Annotated in this window: 11 protein-coding genes and 10 tRNA genes; 20 read left to right on the top strand and 1 reads right to left on the bottom strand. The window is 34.8% G+C overall.

Annotated features, from left to right (window positions below; translation table 11 throughout):
* Nucleotides 1-4: 4 nt before the first annotated feature.
* The 9 genes from NSS74_RS21115 (at nucleotide 5) to NSS74_RS21075 (ending at nucleotide 838) form a co-directional block, all read left to right on the top strand.
* Nucleotides 5-80, top strand: a tRNA-Phe gene (locus NSS74_RS21115).
* Nucleotides 81-94: 14 nt separating this feature from the next.
* A tRNA-Thr gene (locus NSS74_RS21110) sits at nucleotides 95-170 on the top strand.
* Nucleotides 171-180: 10 nt separating this feature from the next.
* A tRNA-Tyr gene (locus NSS74_RS21105) sits at nucleotides 181-264 on the top strand.
* An 8-nt stretch (nucleotides 265-272) separates the two neighbouring features.
* Nucleotides 273-346: transfer RNA gene (locus NSS74_RS21100), tRNA-Trp, on the top strand.
* Between the two features lie 19 nt (nucleotides 347-365).
* A tRNA-His gene (locus NSS74_RS21095) sits at nucleotides 366-441 on the top strand.
* 66 nt (nucleotides 442-507) lie between these two features.
* A tRNA-Gln gene (locus NSS74_RS21090) sits at nucleotides 508-582 on the top strand.
* A 5-nt stretch (nucleotides 583-587) separates the two neighbouring features.
* Nucleotides 588-662, top strand: a tRNA-Gly gene (locus NSS74_RS21085).
* Nucleotides 663-676: 14 nt separating this feature from the next.
* Nucleotides 677-747 (top strand) — tRNA-Cys (locus NSS74_RS21080).
* Between the two features lie 9 nt (nucleotides 748-756).
* Nucleotides 757-838: transfer RNA gene (locus tag NSS74_RS21075), tRNA-Leu, on the top strand.
* A 239-nt stretch (nucleotides 839-1,077) separates the two neighbouring features.
* On the opposite strand, the gene NSS74_RS21070 is transcribed toward NSS74_RS21075, so the two are convergent.
* Nucleotides 1,078-1,398 (bottom strand): DUF3884 family protein, encoded by a 321-nt coding sequence (locus tag NSS74_RS21070; RefSeq protein WP_002140297.1) that lies wholly within the window; start codon nucleotides 1,396-1,398, stop codon nucleotides 1,078-1,080.
* 661 nt (nucleotides 1,399-2,059) lie between these two features.
* On the opposite strand from NSS74_RS21070, the gene NSS74_RS21065 reads away from it, so the two are divergent.
* The 11 genes from NSS74_RS21065 to yhbH all read left to right on the top strand — a co-directional run bounded on the left by NSS74_RS21065 (nucleotide 2,060) and on the right by yhbH (nucleotide 14,665).
* Complete coding sequence (locus NSS74_RS21065) at nucleotides 2,060-2,779, top strand: YebC/PmpR family DNA-binding transcriptional regulator (RefSeq protein ID WP_340814203.1); 720 nt, start codon at nucleotides 2,060-2,062, stop codon at nucleotides 2,777-2,779.
* 150 nt (nucleotides 2,780-2,929) lie between these two features.
* Nucleotides 2,930-3,391, top strand: a complete 462-nt coding sequence (locus NSS74_RS21060) for an NUDIX hydrolase (protein ID WP_002010362.1) — start codon at nucleotides 2,930-2,932, stop codon at nucleotides 3,389-3,391.
* Between the two features lie 529 nt (nucleotides 3,392-3,920).
* Nucleotides 3,921-4,697, top strand: a complete 777-nt coding sequence (locus NSS74_RS21055; protein ID WP_002029649.1) for a transglycosylase domain-containing protein — start codon at nucleotides 3,921-3,923, stop codon at nucleotides 4,695-4,697.
* A gap of 186 nt (nucleotides 4,698-4,883) precedes the next feature.
* The gene (locus NSS74_RS21050) at nucleotides 4,884-5,537 is read left to right on the top strand and encodes a DsbA family protein (RefSeq protein WP_002091101.1); all 654 of its coding nucleotides are present in this window, start codon (nucleotides 4,884-4,886) and stop codon (nucleotides 5,535-5,537) included.
* A 115-nt stretch (nucleotides 5,538-5,652) separates the two neighbouring features.
* Nucleotides 5,653-5,726, top strand: a tRNA-Gly gene (locus NSS74_RS21045).
* A gap of 200 nt (nucleotides 5,727-5,926) precedes the next feature.
* Entirely contained in the window at nucleotides 5,927-7,069 is a 1,143-nt protein-coding gene (gene queG, locus NSS74_RS21040; protein ID WP_012260276.1) for a tRNA epoxyqueuosine(34) reductase QueG, read from the top strand.
* Nucleotides 7,070-7,113: 44 nt separating this feature from the next.
* A complete protein-coding gene (locus tag NSS74_RS21035; RefSeq protein ID WP_002029655.1) occupies nucleotides 7,114-8,001 on the top strand; it encodes an amidase domain-containing protein in 888 nt (295 codons plus the stop codon).
* Nucleotides 8,002-8,059: 58 nt separating this feature from the next.
* Nucleotides 8,060-8,548 carry a tRNA (uridine(34)/cytosine(34)/5-carboxymethylaminomethyluridine(34)-2'-O)-methyltransferase TrmL gene (gene trmL / locus NSS74_RS21030; protein WP_002029656.1) on the top strand — a complete coding sequence of 163 codons (489 nt, stop codon included), beginning with the start codon at nucleotides 8,060-8,062 and terminating at the stop codon, nucleotides 8,546-8,548.
* Nucleotides 8,549-8,672: 124 nt separating this feature from the next.
* Nucleotides 8,673-10,742: a sensor domain-containing protein gene (locus NSS74_RS21025; protein WP_002140299.1), complete on the top strand. Its 2,070-nt coding sequence runs from the start codon at nucleotides 8,673-8,675 to the stop codon at nucleotides 10,740-10,742.
* 403 nt (nucleotides 10,743-11,145) lie between these two features.
* Nucleotides 11,146-13,041 (top strand): PrkA family serine protein kinase, encoded by a 1,896-nt coding sequence (locus NSS74_RS21020; protein ID WP_002029658.1) that lies wholly within the window; start codon nucleotides 11,146-11,148, stop codon nucleotides 13,039-13,041.
* 448 nt (nucleotides 13,042-13,489) lie between these two features.
* Complete coding sequence (gene yhbH, locus NSS74_RS21015) at nucleotides 13,490-14,665, top strand: sporulation protein YhbH (protein ID WP_002029660.1); 1,176 nt, start codon at nucleotides 13,490-13,492, stop codon at nucleotides 14,663-14,665.
* The last annotated feature ends 89 nt before the right edge of the window (nucleotides 14,666-14,754 follow it).

The following is a 14,754-nucleotide window of genomic DNA, read 5'->3' as shown; positions in this document are numbered from 1 at the left end:
ATAAGGCTCGGTAGCTCAGTCGGTAGAGCAGAGGACTGAAAATCCTCGTGTCGGCGGTTCGATTCCGTCCCGAGCCACCATTTTAATAAAATATGCCGGCTTAGCTCAATTGGTAGAGCAACTGACTTGTAATCAGTAGGTTGGGGGTTCAAGTCCTCTAGCCGGCACCATGTAAGTTTCGGAGGGGTAGCGAAGTGGCTAAACGCGGCGGACTGTAAATCCGCTCCTTCGGGTTCGGCAGTTCGAATCTGCCCCCCTCCACCATTTTACATAGGGGCATAGTTTAAAGGTAGAACTGAGGTCTCCAAAACCTCCAGTGTGGGTTCAATTCCTACTGCCCCTGCCAAATATATAAACACAACATGGCGGTTGTGGCGAAGTGGTTAACGCACCGGATTGTGGCTCCGGCATTCGTGGGTTCAATTCCCATCAGTCGCCCCATTTTTATTTTTTAAAAAATTACAAATAAATTAATGGATACTTACATATAATTAAGTAAAACTTCGGTGGGCTATAGCCAAGCGGTAAGGCAACGGACTTTGACTCCGTCATGCGCTGGTTCGAATCCAGCTAGCCCAGCCATTTTTGCGGAAGTAGTTCAGTGGTAGAATACAACCTTGCCAAGGTTGGGGTCGCGGGTTCGAATCCCGTCTTCCGCTCCATTTTAACTTCATATGGCGGCATAGCCAAGTGGTAAGGCAGAGGTCTGCAAAACCTTTACCACCGGTTCAAATCCGGTTGCCGCCTTTCTTTTATGCCGATGTGGCGGAATTGGCAGACGCGCACGACTCAAAATCGTGTTCCTTCGGGAGTGTCGGTTCGACCCCGACCATCGGTATCACGAACGGCGTAACATCAAGGCTCTACACTAATTGTGTAGAGTTTTTGTGTTTTTTTTTCACACTACAAAATAAGCACTAATAGTGCGTTGGGGTAGTGTGCGGTGAGTAAGTGACGAACTTTAGATACAGTTGGAAAAAACTATGAAGTATTAAAAGGATAAAACCGAAAGTTCGGTTTTATCCTTTTATAAAATTTCAGTAGAATATTACATATACAAGAATTTTTTCGAGCACTCTAGAGAGAATCTCTCCACCCTGGTGACATGAAGTTAAATCCGATACCACCAGTTGAAATTACCACATTATCAGCTGGTAATTTCGTAATTTCGAAAAACTTCTTTTCAAACTCTTCTCTGTTGTACTTGTACATAGTTGAGTGACACGACCATATTTGTGTTGAAGTACTCAACCAGTCCCCTAATTCCTTTAATTTAGGGAACGAATCAAAGTGAATTGGACCATCCAATTTTATGAATCTCACTTGATAGATAGTTGGGTTTAACTTCTCTCCTATTCCTTTAAAACCATGTGATTTTTTCTCATTTGAATGTGTCATAATTCTCCCCCTATCTTTCCTTCAAATTTTTTCCTATTTTAATTATACAGCAATAGAAAGTAATTAAGGAAATATTATGGGATTAGTAGAGGAATGAAAAGGAATAACTTTAGTTTGATAATGAATAGTTCATAACATACTACATAACAAATCTTTAAAAGGACATGGCAGCTTTGCCCTGTTTCTTATTGTTTAGCGAGAAATAATAAAATAAATCATCACAGTAATAAATGAAATATGATAAATTTAATCAAGGGAGAGAAATGAAAGTAAAAGGTGTCAGTTATTTAATATGATTCCATTTTGGCTCCGTTTCATTTTAATTTATCATGTTTAAAGAAGCTCAAAATTTTTAAAATGCTTTAAAATAAAGGATTTTAAGGGTAGCACTCTATATAAATGTCACCTAAAAAGACCCTAACAGAAATGTTAGGTTTTTTTTTGTTAAATTATGCTATGTGATTCTAAAATTCGTAATAAACTTAGGAATTCATGTATAATATAACTTGTCGAAAGAACAAAATGATAGTGATTTATATTATGTCTGTAATATGAATCAAAAATGAACTTTTTATATTTCTTTTAAAAATGTGTTGAATACACATTATATTTCATATTAATATTTTTATGTAGATTTAAAATGGGAAAGAGAGTGGAAAGTATGGGCCGTAAATGGAACAATATTAAAGAAAAAAAAGCATCAAAAGATGCAAATACAAGCCGTATATACGCGAAATTTGGACGTGAAATTTATGTGGCAGCAAAACAAGGCGAGCCAGATCCAGAATCAAACCAAACGTTAAGAGTTGTATTAGAACGTGCGAAAACATACAACGTGCCAAGAACAATTATTGACCGTGCGATTGAAAAGGCAAAAGGCGGTTCAGAAGAAAACTATGACGAGCTTCGTTATGAAGGCTTTGGACCAAACGGATCTATGGTAATTGTAGCTACACTGACAAATAACGTAAACCGTACTGCAGCAGATGTACGAGCTGCATTTAGCAAAAACAGTGGTAACATGGGTGTAAACGGTTCTGTCGCTTACATGTTTGATGCGACAGCTGTTATCGGTCTTGAAGGTAAAACATCAGATGAAGTTCTTGAAATCTTAATGGAAGCAGATGTAGATGCACGTGACATTCTAGAAGAAGAAGATTCTGTTATCGTTTATGCTGAACCTGATCAGTTCCATTCAGTACAATCTGCACTTAAAGGTGCTGGTGTTGAAGAATTTACAGTTGCAGAATTAACAATGCTTGCACAAAGTGATGTAGAACTTCCTGAAGATGCTCAAGTGCAATTTGAAAAAATGGTTGATGCATTAGAAGATTTAGAAGATGTACAGCAAGTTTACCACAACGTAGACTTAGGGGAATAATATAAGATAGAAGACCCTTTCCTTTAACGGATAGGGTCTTTTTTTATGGAGTTAATTAAGGTGGTAAAGTATTAAAGGTATTTTGTAGCTGCTAGGGAATATGGTTATAGGTTTGTATTTTAAATAATCATATTTCTAGGAGGTATTTCTGTGGAGCATAAAACACCAAAGCATATTGTTGCCGTAGCAGGTTATTTAACAAATGAAAAGAATGAGGTGCTTTTAACGAAAGTGCACTGGCGAGCAGATACGTGGGAAATGCCTGGAGGACAGGTAGAAGAAGGGGAAGCGCTCGATCAAGCTGTTTGCAGAGAAATAATGGAGGAAACAGGATTAACTGTGAAGCCTATCGGAGTTACAGGGATTTATTATAATGCTTCTATGCATATTGTAGCTGTTGTTTTTAAAGTAGCATATGTTAGTGGTGAAATAAAAATTCAATCTGAAGAAATACAAGAGGCTAAATTTGTTGCTTTAAACGAAGAGAACATTGATGAGTATATAACGCGTCCTCATATGAAATCAAGGACACTTGATGCGATGAAAGCAATGCATTTCATTCCATACGAAACATGGGAAGTTCAGCCATATAATCTTATAGGAAGGTTGTAAAGTTTTGGTTAGTTATTTGAGGACAGCTCAAATTGCTAACCTTTTCTTTATGTATACTGTTTCAGAAAAAGGTCACAATAATAAAGTGTAGGCTAATAATTAGTGGAGGAAGCAGGACTACCACCTAATTTCCTAGCTTTAGCCAAGTTTTGAGGGAGAATTCTTACTGCACACAAATAGCGAGATAATCCGAAAGCTAGTATTGATTTATAGAACGTTTGTTCTGTATAATGGTGATATATCGTATATAATTAGATTGCTAGATGTTTAAAAGCATAAATGTATAAACTGATATAATAAAAGAATAAAGTGAAATTAAGGAGAGTCCTACTTCCTATAAATAGTGTGATAAATAAATGTATATTCAATATTTCATATGAATAGTAGATAAAAAGGGACTGTGATACAATACATTTTTACACCTTACAATGTTGTAAGGTAGGTGTAAGAGAAATCGATGGGATATTCTTTTATAACAAGGTATTCTTAAATTAAGAGTTATATGCTGTGTGGAAAAGAGGTGTTCGAGATGAAAGAACGAGTATTATCTAGAGTGAACTATCATCAAAAAGTTGCATTAAATCCATTAACTAAATTTCTTTATAAAGCCATTATATTATTATTATTGTTAAGTTTTGCATTATTATTCGTTGGAAATGTAATGATTGAGCGAAGTGATATTAGTAAATTACATGTACCTGCTAATTTAGAGGTGCCAGAATCATTAACACACGCATTTATTGCGACGGAAGATAAAAGATTTTATCATCATAACGGTTTAGACTATATAGCGATTATCAGGGCGTCTATTGAGAATATAAAAGCTGGTGGTGTTGTGCAAGGAGGAAGCACGATTACACAGCAGTTATCTAAAAATGCTTTCTTATCTAATGAACGTACATTTTCCCGTAAGTGGAAAGAAATTTTTTATACGAAAAAGATTGAACGTACATTCACAAAGGATGAGATATTAAAATTGTATGTAAGTAATATTTACTACGGAGAAGGCGCATGGGGGATTGAAAAAGCAGCAAACCTTTACTTCGGTAAAAAAGTGGATCAATTAACACTGGCTGAAAGTGCAATGATGGCTGCTATAGTAAAAGCACCGGCTTATTACTCACCTGCACAAAATTATGATAAAGCAGTTGAGAGACGGAATGTAGTTTTAAGGCTAATGGAGAAAGAAGGGTATATAAATCATGATGAATATGTGCAAGCAGTTAGTGAGAAATTAGTAATTCGCCATGATATAAAAACAGAGCAATCCATGTTAAAAAATGCCCGTGAAAAAGCAGTAAGTTAAAAGAAGTTCCTACATAGGAGCTTCTTTTTTTAATAATTTGTGACAAAAGGCGACACAATATTGTCACAAACGTTGTATTTTTGTAATTTATGTGAGCGTGTTCATTGCGTGACCTATGTAAGTATTGATATTATGTGTATTGTGTACAATGATGTATACAGAATATGAAATTAAAGAGGAATGTATATGAAATCATCAAACAAACTCATGGCTCTTGGTATAGTTTTTTCTATCGCAGTATTGATTGTAATCGGGACGATTGTGTATAGCATCATAAATGACAAGAAAGATAAAGGGAATGAGATGTTTGCTTATTCTACGCAACAATCTTTAGGAAAAGATGATGCTCCAGTTAAGGTAGTTGAATTTGGAGACTTTAAATGTCCAGCTTGTCGTACTTGGGATGTAACAGTATTACCACGATTAAAAGAAGAGTATATTGATAAAGGTAAAGTGCAGTTATATTTTATTAACTTCCCGTTTATCGGAAAAGACTCTGATTTAGGTGCAGCTGCCGGTGAAGCAATTTATAAACAAGATCAAGATTCATTCTGGATTTTCTATGATGAGATTTATCAAAATCAAAAGAAAGATACGGAAGAATGGATTACAGAAGAATTACTTCTTAATATTGTGAAAGAAAAGCTTCCGAAAATTAATGTAGAACAGTTTAAAAAAGATTTACACAGTAAAGAAATGAAAGACAAAGTACGTAAAGATTCAGATCGTGCTCAAAAATTAAAAGTTCAAGGTGCTCCTTCAGTATATATAAATGGGAATCTTGCAAACCCTGATTTCGATAGTATGAAGAAGGCGATTGATAAAGAATTGAAAAAGTGATGAGGTATCTCATCACTTTTTCGACTTTTTTCGATAAATTTCTTGCTTCGATTTTTTTTACATGCTATACTACTTTACATAAGTTATTTCAATATCTTATATTTTTTTCATATTTGCGGGTGTAGTTTAGTGGTAAAACAAGAGCCTTCCAAGCTCTGGTCGAGAGTTCGATTCTCTTCACCCGCTCCAAATTTTATTTAATGTTTTTCTAATAAATTGTGATCAACGCAGTGTTTCGTTTCTAAGATAAACGAAGCATTGCGTTTTTTAATGTTTGAAAATCATAATTGTATGCGAAAATAGAAGTGAAGAATATTATTCCAAAAGTGAATTGATAACCAGTATAGTCGTTACATAAGGGATGGATTCATCGGTGGAGGCGATTGAAAATGGACTTTGAACAATTAAAGCAAGATGTAATTGCGTATAGTAAAACGATTGGTATAGATAAAATAGGTTTTGCCAGTGCTTCACCATTTGAGGAATTAAAGCAGCGCCTAATCCAGCAACAACAATTGAATTATCAGTCTGGATTCGAAGAGCCTGATATAGAGAAGAGAACGAATCCACAGCTATTGCTACCTGGTGCGAGATCAATTATTGCGATTGCTTTAGCATACCCTTCAAAATTAAAAAATGCACCATTAAGTAAACGAGGGGAACGACGTGGGATTTTTTGCCGTGCTTCTTGGGGCCAAGATTATCACCTTGTTCTACGAGATCGTTTGCAAAAGTTAGAGGCATATTTAATCGAAAAGCTGCCGGATATAGAAGTGAAATCAATGGTTGATACAGGGGAGCTAAGTGATCGAGCTGTTTCAGAGCGTGCCGGTATTGGATGGAGTGGTAAGAACTGCGCTATTATTACGCCGGAATTTGGTTCGTATGTATACTTAGGAGAAATGATTACGAATGTTCCATTCCCTCCTGATCGGCCAATAGAAGATCAATGTGGAAGTTGTACGAAATGTATTGATATTTGTCCTACAGGTGCTTTAGTACAAGGCGGGCAGTTGGACTCGAAGAAATGTATTGCATTTTTAACACAGACAAAAGGGTTTCTGCCTGAAGAATATCGCGATAAAATAGGAAACCGTATATATGGATGTGATACGTGTCAGACTGTTTGTCCGAAAAATAAAGGAATGGATTTTCATAACCATCCTGAAATGGAGCCTGACCCTGAGTTAGTTAAACCGTTATTAACACCACTTTTAACAATTAGTAATCGTGATTTTAAAGAGAAGTATGGAATTATGTCTGGTTCATGGAGAGGTAAAAAACCATTGCAACGAAATGCTATTTTAGCACTTGCGCATTTTAAAGAAACAGCAGCAATTCCTGATTTAATCGGTGTTATGAAAGATGATCCAAGACCAGTCCTTCGGGGAACAGCAGCATGGGCACTTGGGAAAATTGGTGGAGATGGAGTAGGAGAAGCGATTGAAAAAGCGATGGAACGTGAGAAAGATGAAGAGGTTCTTCATGAAATGAATCGTGGACTTGAATTGTTAGCACAGAAAAAAGAGTAGATAATATCTCCCTTTTTCATATTGTAATATGGGAGGGAGACGAAATGGTTGTAAAAGCGAATATTGAAAAGCAAGTGCAACAGTTTTTAGCATATATAACAGAGAAACGAACAGATGTAGATGGTATTGCAGTAGATTTGTTACAAATGGTACAGAGAAAGAAACAATTGTTTCAAAAGCGTAGTGCACATATAGTGAAAGCAACTGCAGATATTTCTTTCGTTAGACAATTAAATAGTAATGAGCATCAAGAAATTGATTATCAAATACACTTGAAATATTTAATTAAGCATAAAGAATTATTTTATATCGAAGAGGAACAATTAAAACGACGAGTTTGTTTAAAAAATAGTTGTATAATAGATGATTATGCTCTCGAAGTGTCAGAAGAAATAGGAATAGGTGAAACGTTAGAACGGGAAGTCACGAAAGAAAAATACGGTTCATATCAATATAATCGTTTAGAGGCAGTGAAATATGCAGAGCGTTGGTGGGATGATCGCAATTCTGCATACCGTAATTTTCCGGATAATTGTACAAATTTCATTTCACAATGTCTGCATACTGGAGAAGTACCAATGAATGGACATCCTAACATTCGTAAAGGGTGGTGGCAAAGGGGAAACCAGTGGAGTTGGAGCTGGGCTGTAGCACACTCTTTTTATTGGTATTTGTCAGGTGCTACAACAGGGCTTCGAGCAGAAGCAGTAGAAAGGCCAGAAGACCTTATTCTTGGCGATGTAATTGCGTATGATTTTGAGGATGATGGTAGGTGGAATCATACGACAATTGTAGTAGCAAAAGACGCAGATGGTATGCCGCTTGTAAATGCACATTCAGCGAATAGCCGCAGGCGTTATTGGAACTATGAAGATTCTAGTAAATATACACCACAAATGAAATATAAATTCTTTCATATTATTAATGGGTAGAGATTTTTCGTTCAAGTGGTATAATACGTAGTAGATAAAAAATAGAGGTGAATATCGCGTGGGAGTACATGTTGTTTTATATCAACCAGAAATTCCAGCAAATACAGGAAATATTGCACGTACTTGTGCAGCAACTGGAACAGAATTACATTTGATTAGACCGCTTGGATTTTCAACGGATGACAAAATGTTAAAGCGTGCAGGATTAGATTATTGGCAGCACGTAAAAGTTACGTATTATGATTCAATCGAAGAATTTTATGAGAAAAATAAAGATGGTGAATTCTTTTATTTAACAAAGTATGGCGAGAAAGCTCATACAGCATTTAATTATAGCAAACGTGAGAAGGATTACTATTTCGTATTTGGAAGAGAAACAAATGGATTACCAGCTAATGTAATTGAAGAAAACTTCGATCATTGTTTACGTATTCCAATGACGGATAAAGTACGTTCATTAAATTTATCTAATACAGCAGCAATTTTAATTTATGAAGCGTTCCGTCAACAAAATTATCCAGGATTAGATTTAGAAATCGTGTATTAAAAGTCGCCATTTGGCGGCTTTTTTATTTTTTTAAAAAATATGTAATCATACATTTTAAAAAAGGTACATATTCATATAGAATGAGATATATGAATAAAAATAGATAAGACGGGTTGAGATAAATATGAAGGAACAATATAATAATCAAAATACCTTTTTAAGTATGATAGATATGGATTTAGTAAGACAGGGATTGTTACATGCTATTCAAGATTTAGTGTTTATTGTGAAAGTTATTGATGATGAAACTTTTAAATATATTTATGTGAATAAAATAGGAATGAATCACGCCAGGCTAGGGAAAGAATGTTATGGGAAAACTTTTGCAGAAGTATTACCAGAAGATACGGCAAGGTTATTGCAAGGACACTATGCAAAAGTAATGAGAGAAGCGAGAGCAATTACATTTTGTGATGTAATTAGTTTGCCAACTGGTGATATACATTATGAATCTTCACTTAATCCAGTATGCGATGTAAATGGAACATGTCAGTTTATTATTTGTATTACTAGAGATATTACAGCACAGGTTAAGAAAAAAGTGGAAATAGAAGAAAAACAAATGTTATTTAAGTCATTACTAGAATATAATAATGATTCCATTATATCTGTAGATTCTATTGGAAGAATTACATATGCAAATCCAGCGACTTATGAAATTTTTGGGTATCGATATGAAGAGTTAAAGGACCAATTTATTTTTCAGTTTATAAATAAAGAATATGAAAAAACTTTTCAAATTATATTTAAAAATGCTTTACAGGGAAGAGCAAAACAAATTGTTGCAAAGAAATATATTCATAAAGAAGGATATGAACTTTATATTTCCGTGAGGACAATCCCCATTATTGTGAATAGTGAAATCGTCGGGGTGTACATTGTTACGAGGGATGTTACGAGGCAAGTATTAAATGAGATGAAAACAGAATATTTGGCTTACTTTGATCAGTTAACGGGGTTAATGAATAGAATATCATGTACAAATAAGCTAAATGAATTTTTAGCTGAGAATAAAGAATTCGCATTGGTTTTTATAGATTTGGATGAATTTCACCTTATTAATGATACATTTGGTCATAAAGAAGGGGATCAAGTCTTAAAAAAAGTTACTGAATGCTTACGAGACCTAAAAATAGAAGATATGCATTTATTTAGAGAACATGATGATCAATTTGTTATGTTAATAGAAAATATAACGAGAGAATACGTAGAGGAAGTTGCACAAACAATATTAAAGAAAATTAGTGGGCATTTTGTAATAGAAGAAGAGGATGTTTATTTGAGTGCATCAATTGGGATTGTAATGGCCCCAGAAGATGGAATGGATGAAAAAATGCTTTTCCAAAGAGTCGACGCAGCTTTGGAAAAAGCAAAGGAAAAAGGAAAAGGGTATTATCATTTTTATTGTAGTGGATTAGATTGTGAACGTGAACAAAGGTTTATAATAGAAAATCAGTTACATCGTGCTATAGAGAAAAATGAATTTTCCCTCTATTATCAACCTCAAATTAATATTGAAACGGGAAAGATGGCCAGTATGGAAGCCTTAATAAGGTGGGAGAATAAGGAGCTAGGTTTTGTCTCGCCAAATCAATTTATCCCACTTGCTGAAAGAACAGGGTTTATTATTAAACTTGATGAATGGGTAGTACATCAAGTTTGTGAACAGATACGTGAATGGTTAAATAAAGGATATGAGGTTGTACCAATCGCAGTTAATATTTCAGCTAGACATTTTCGTTCTATTACATTAATAGAGATGATTACACGTGCTTTAAATAAGTACAACGTTCCCCCTCATTTATTAGCAATAGAAGTTACAGAAGGGGCTCTTATACATAAAGATGTATCAAAAAGAGTGTTATTGCAGTTAAAAGAACAAAATTTAAAGATTCATTTAGATGACTTTGGAACGGGATATTCATCTTTAAGTTATTTAAAAACATATCCGATTGATACGTTAAAAATTGATCGTTCTTTTATGGAAGGTATATATAAAGATGAAAGAGATACGAATATTACGGCTGCAATTATTCATTTAGCACATACTCTAGGGTTAAATGTAATTGCAGAAGGAGTAGAAAAGGCGGAACAAATACAGTTCTTAAAGGAAAAGAATGTGAAAATCGTACAAGGTTATTTTTATAATCGCCCTTTATCGATATACGATGTGGAAAATATTTATTTTAAATAGTGTATAAAAAACAAGAAAAAAAGTGATGTGCTGAAAAGCACATCACTTTTTTTGTGTACCTGGTTTATCGTTATAACCAGATGTGAAAATAGCTGTAAGAAATGTGAGTGATACACCTAAAATTAATAATAACTTCATACTAATTTCCCCCTTACTTTTTCGGTTTGCGAATCCTATTTGTGAATCGAAATGTATGTAAGGTTCCCAGAAGAAAAGAATTTATTTACAATGAATAGCAGCGTGAAAACTTTAATACCTTTATTATACAGAATTTTCTTTGAATTTTGGAGAGAATTTTATCGCGCTATTATATATTTCGTTTTGATTTAAAGAATGTTTAAGGACATCCTAGCATACCTTTTATAATAATCCGATTGAACAAGGAGATGGGGGAGGAGCTATAATGGATATTCTAAAGAAAATTGAACAATATCGGGAAGCAGAGGAACGTTTACAATGGGAAGGTACGTTTGCGGAGTATTTGGAGCTTGTGAAAGAAAGACCATGGGTGGCTCAAACAGCACACTCTCGCATTTACAATATGATAAAAGATGCTGGAATTGAAGAAGTTGATGGTAGAAGAAAATATAACTTCTTTAGTAATCAGCTATTTGGATTAGAGGATGCTTTAGAACGCCTTGTGGAAGAATATTTTCATCCATCTGCAAAACGATTAGATGTTAGGAAACGTATTTTGTTATTAATGGGGCCTGTTAGTGGGGGGAAATCAACATTAGTTACGATGTTGAAACGAGGATTAGAAACATATTCACGAACAGATCGTGGAGCGATTTTTGCAATAAAAGGATGCCCAATGCATGAAGATCCACTTCATTTAATTCCGCAACATTTACGGAATGATTTCTTTGATGAATATGGAGTAAGGATTGAAGGGAATTTATCACCATTAAATGTTATGCGTCTAGAGCAAGAATATGGGTCAAGAATTGAGGATGTAGTTGTAGAGCGTATTTTCTTCTCTGAAGATCGCCGTACAGGAATTGGTACATTTAGTCCTTCTGATCCAAAATCACAAGATATTGCCGATTTAACAGGTAGTCTAGACTTTTCTACAATTGCAGAATACGGTTCGGAATCAGATCCTCGTGCATATCGATTTGATGGAGAATTAAATAAGGCGAACCGCGGCATGATGGAATTCCAAGAGATGTTAAAATGTGATGAGAAATTTTTATGGCATTTACTATCGCTTACACAAGAAGGGAATTTTAAAGCAGGAAGATTTGCGCTTATTTCAGCAGATGAATTAATTGTAGCGCATACAAATGAAACAGAGTATCGTTCCTTCATAGCAAATAAGAAAAATGAAGCATTGCATTCACGAATTATTGTAATGCCGGTTCCATATAATTTACGGGTTAGTGAAGAAGAACATATTTATGAAAAAATGATTCGTGAAAGTGATGTGTCCAATGTTCATATTGCACCGCATACACTTCGCGTTGCAGCAATGTTCACTATTTTAACTCGTTTAAAAGATCCGAAGCGTCCAGATATTGATTTAATTAAAAAGATGCGTTTATATGATGGAGAAACGGTAGAAGGATATAATACGATTGATGTAGAGGAACTGCAACGCGAATATCAAGATGAAGGTATGAAGGGGATTGACCCTCGTTATGTCATTAACCGAATTTCTTCTACAATTATTCGAAAAGAGGTACCATCTATTAATGCACTAGATGTACTGAGATCGTTAAAAGACGGATTGGATCAGCACCCGTCAATTAGTAGTGAGGACCGAGAGCGCTATATGAATTTCATCTCATTAGCGAGAAAAGAATACGATGAAATTGCTAAGAAAGAAGTACAAAAAGCATTTGTTTATTCATACGAAGAATCAGCTAAGACACTTATGGATAATTACTTAGATAACGTCGAAGCATACTGCAATAAATCAAAATTACGTGATCCGTTAACTGGTGAAGAAATGAGCCCAGATGAAAAACTTATGCGTTCGATTGAAGAGCAAATTGGAATTTCAGAAAATGCTAAAAAGGCATTCCGTGAAGAAATTTTAATTCGCATTTCTGCTTATGCACGTAAAGGAAAACGCTTTGATTATAATTCACACGAACGTCTTCGTGAAGCGATTCAGAAAAAACTATTTGCCGATTTAAAAGATATAGTGAAAATTACAACATCAACGAAAACACCAGACGAAAATCAGCTTAAGAAAATCAATGATGTTGTTGCACGCTTAATTGATGAGCATGGCTATAATTCTTCATCTGCGAATGAATTGTTACGATATGTAGGTAGTTTGTTAAATCGATAGTTTGATAACAAAACGCTGTCTCTTATTCTTGGGACGGCGTTTTGTTATCTATTGATATTTGTAAAAAATGTCATAGCTTGTCCGAATATAATAAATTAAGATGCGATTTTATGAATTTCTTGTCAATTATTTTTACAATATGCATATGATAGAGTAACCAACCATTCATACAAAAAAGCCAACACAATACAATATGTTGCAAAACGAAAATGTGTGCAACAATGCATTGTGTTTCTTTCTTATCAACGGCTGAATGTTTCTTTCTATTATGTGAGTGGCAAAATTTTGTTTAGGATGCTCGGAGTATTGTATGAAAAACGCTATATATGTTTATGGGATGATTTTCGATGAACAGTTATTTTTCAAATATTCTAGTTACGCACACTAGAAAACAAAATTATAGATTGCTGTTCATAGGGGAAGACAATTACAGTAAGGAGGGAAAGGAATGAGCGAAGAAAACCAACCAAATTACACGATTTCACAGGAAAACTGGTCCCTCCATCGCAAAGGATATGACGACCAACAACGCCATCAAGAAAAAGTGCAGGAGGCAATCAAAAATAATTTACCAGACCTTGTAACAGAAGAAAGTATAGTTATGTCTAATGGCAAGGATGTTGTGAAAATACCGATTCGTTCTTTAGATGAATATAAGATTAGATACAATTATGATAAAAACAAACACGTTGGGCAAGGAAACGGTGACAGTAAAGTTGGTGATGTTGTTGCAAGAGATGGATCAGGTGGTCAAAAGCAGAAGGGACCAGGAAAAGGGCAAGGGGCAGGAGATGCAGCTGGAGAAGATTATTATGAAGCAGAAGTCTCAATTTTAGAATTGGAGCAAGCGTTTTTCAAAGAGTTAGAGCTGCCTAATTTAAAGAGAAAAGAAATAGATGAAAACCGGATTGAACATATTGAATTTAATGATATTAGAAAAACAGGATTATGGGGAAATATTGATAAGAAACGGACGATGATATCTGCATATAAACGAAATGCAATGCGTGGTAAAGCATCTTTCCATCCAATTCACCAAGAAGATTTAAAGTTCCGTACTTGGAATGAAGTGTTAAAGCCAGATTCAAAAGCTGTTGTATTAGCGATGATGGATACGAGTGGATCGATGGGAATATGGGAGAAGTATATGGCACGTAGCTTCTTTTTCTGGATGACAAGATTTTTACGCACAAAGTATGAAACCGTAGACATTGAGTTTATTGCTCACCATACGGAAGCGAAGGTCGTCACAGAAGAAGAGTTTTTCTCAAAAGGGGAAAGTGGCGGAACGATCTGTTCTTCTGTATACAAAAAAGCACTTGAGTTAATCGATAATAAATATTCACCAGACCGTTATAATATTTATCCATTCCATTTTTCAGACGGTGATAATTTAACTTCGGATAATGCTAGATGCGTAAAGCTTGTGGAAGAGTTGATGAAGAAGTGTAATATGTTTGGGTATGGGGAAGTGAATCAGTACAACCGCCACAGTACGCTTATGTCAGCATATAAAAATATTAAAGACGAGAATTTCAGATATTATATTTTAAAGCAAAAAGCAGATGTATTTCATGCGATGAAGAGCTTTTTTAAAGAAGAATCAGGAGAAAGAATGGCATAACCCCTTGTAAAGGGGTTATTTTTTGTAAACTTTTTATTTTTTTAGTTGACAACGATAATGAAAATCATTATCATTTATTCGAGAAATGA

It is taken from the genome of Bacillus sp. FSL E2-8868, assembly GCF_038005505.1.
In the GTDB taxonomy this organism is placed as follows: Bacteria; Bacillota; Bacilli; order Bacillales; family Bacillaceae_G; genus Bacillus_A; species Bacillus_A mycoides.
Note: the sequence above shows the minus strand (reverse complement) of the source record. Positions and strands in the feature narration are given on the sequence as shown.

Bases quoted from the DNA above. Each gene is read 5' to 3' on its own strand.
- NSS74_RS21020 (WP_002029658.1), top strand. From the start codon at position 11,146: ATGGATATTCTAAAGAAAATTGAACAATATCGGGAAGCAGAGGAACGT.
- NSS74_RS21035 (WP_002029655.1), top strand. From the start codon at position 7,114: ATGGTTGTAAAAGCGAATATTGAAAAGCAAGTGCAACAGTTTTTAGCA.
- NSS74_RS21050 (WP_002091101.1), top strand. From the start codon at position 4,884: ATGAAATCATCAAACAAACTCATGGCTCTTGGTATAGTTTTTTCTATC.
- NSS74_RS21070 (WP_002140297.1), bottom strand. From the start codon at position 1,398: ATGACACATTCAAATGAGAAAAAATCACATGGTTTTAAAGGAATAGGA.
- yhbH (WP_002029660.1), top strand. From the start codon at position 13,490: ATGAGCGAAGAAAACCAACCAAATTACACGATTTCACAGGAAAACTGG.
- NSS74_RS21055 (WP_002029649.1), top strand. From the start codon at position 3,921: ATGAAAGAACGAGTATTATCTAGAGTGAACTATCATCAAAAAGTTGCA.
- NSS74_RS21025 (WP_002140299.1), top strand. From the start codon at position 8,673: ATGAAGGAACAATATAATAATCAAAATACCTTTTTAAGTATGATAGAT.
- NSS74_RS21065 (WP_340814203.1), top strand. From the start codon at position 2,060: ATGGGCCGTAAATGGAACAATATTAAAGAAAAAAAAGCATCAAAAGAT.
- queG (WP_012260276.1), top strand. From the start codon at position 5,927: ATGGACTTTGAACAATTAAAGCAAGATGTAATTGCGTATAGTAAAACG.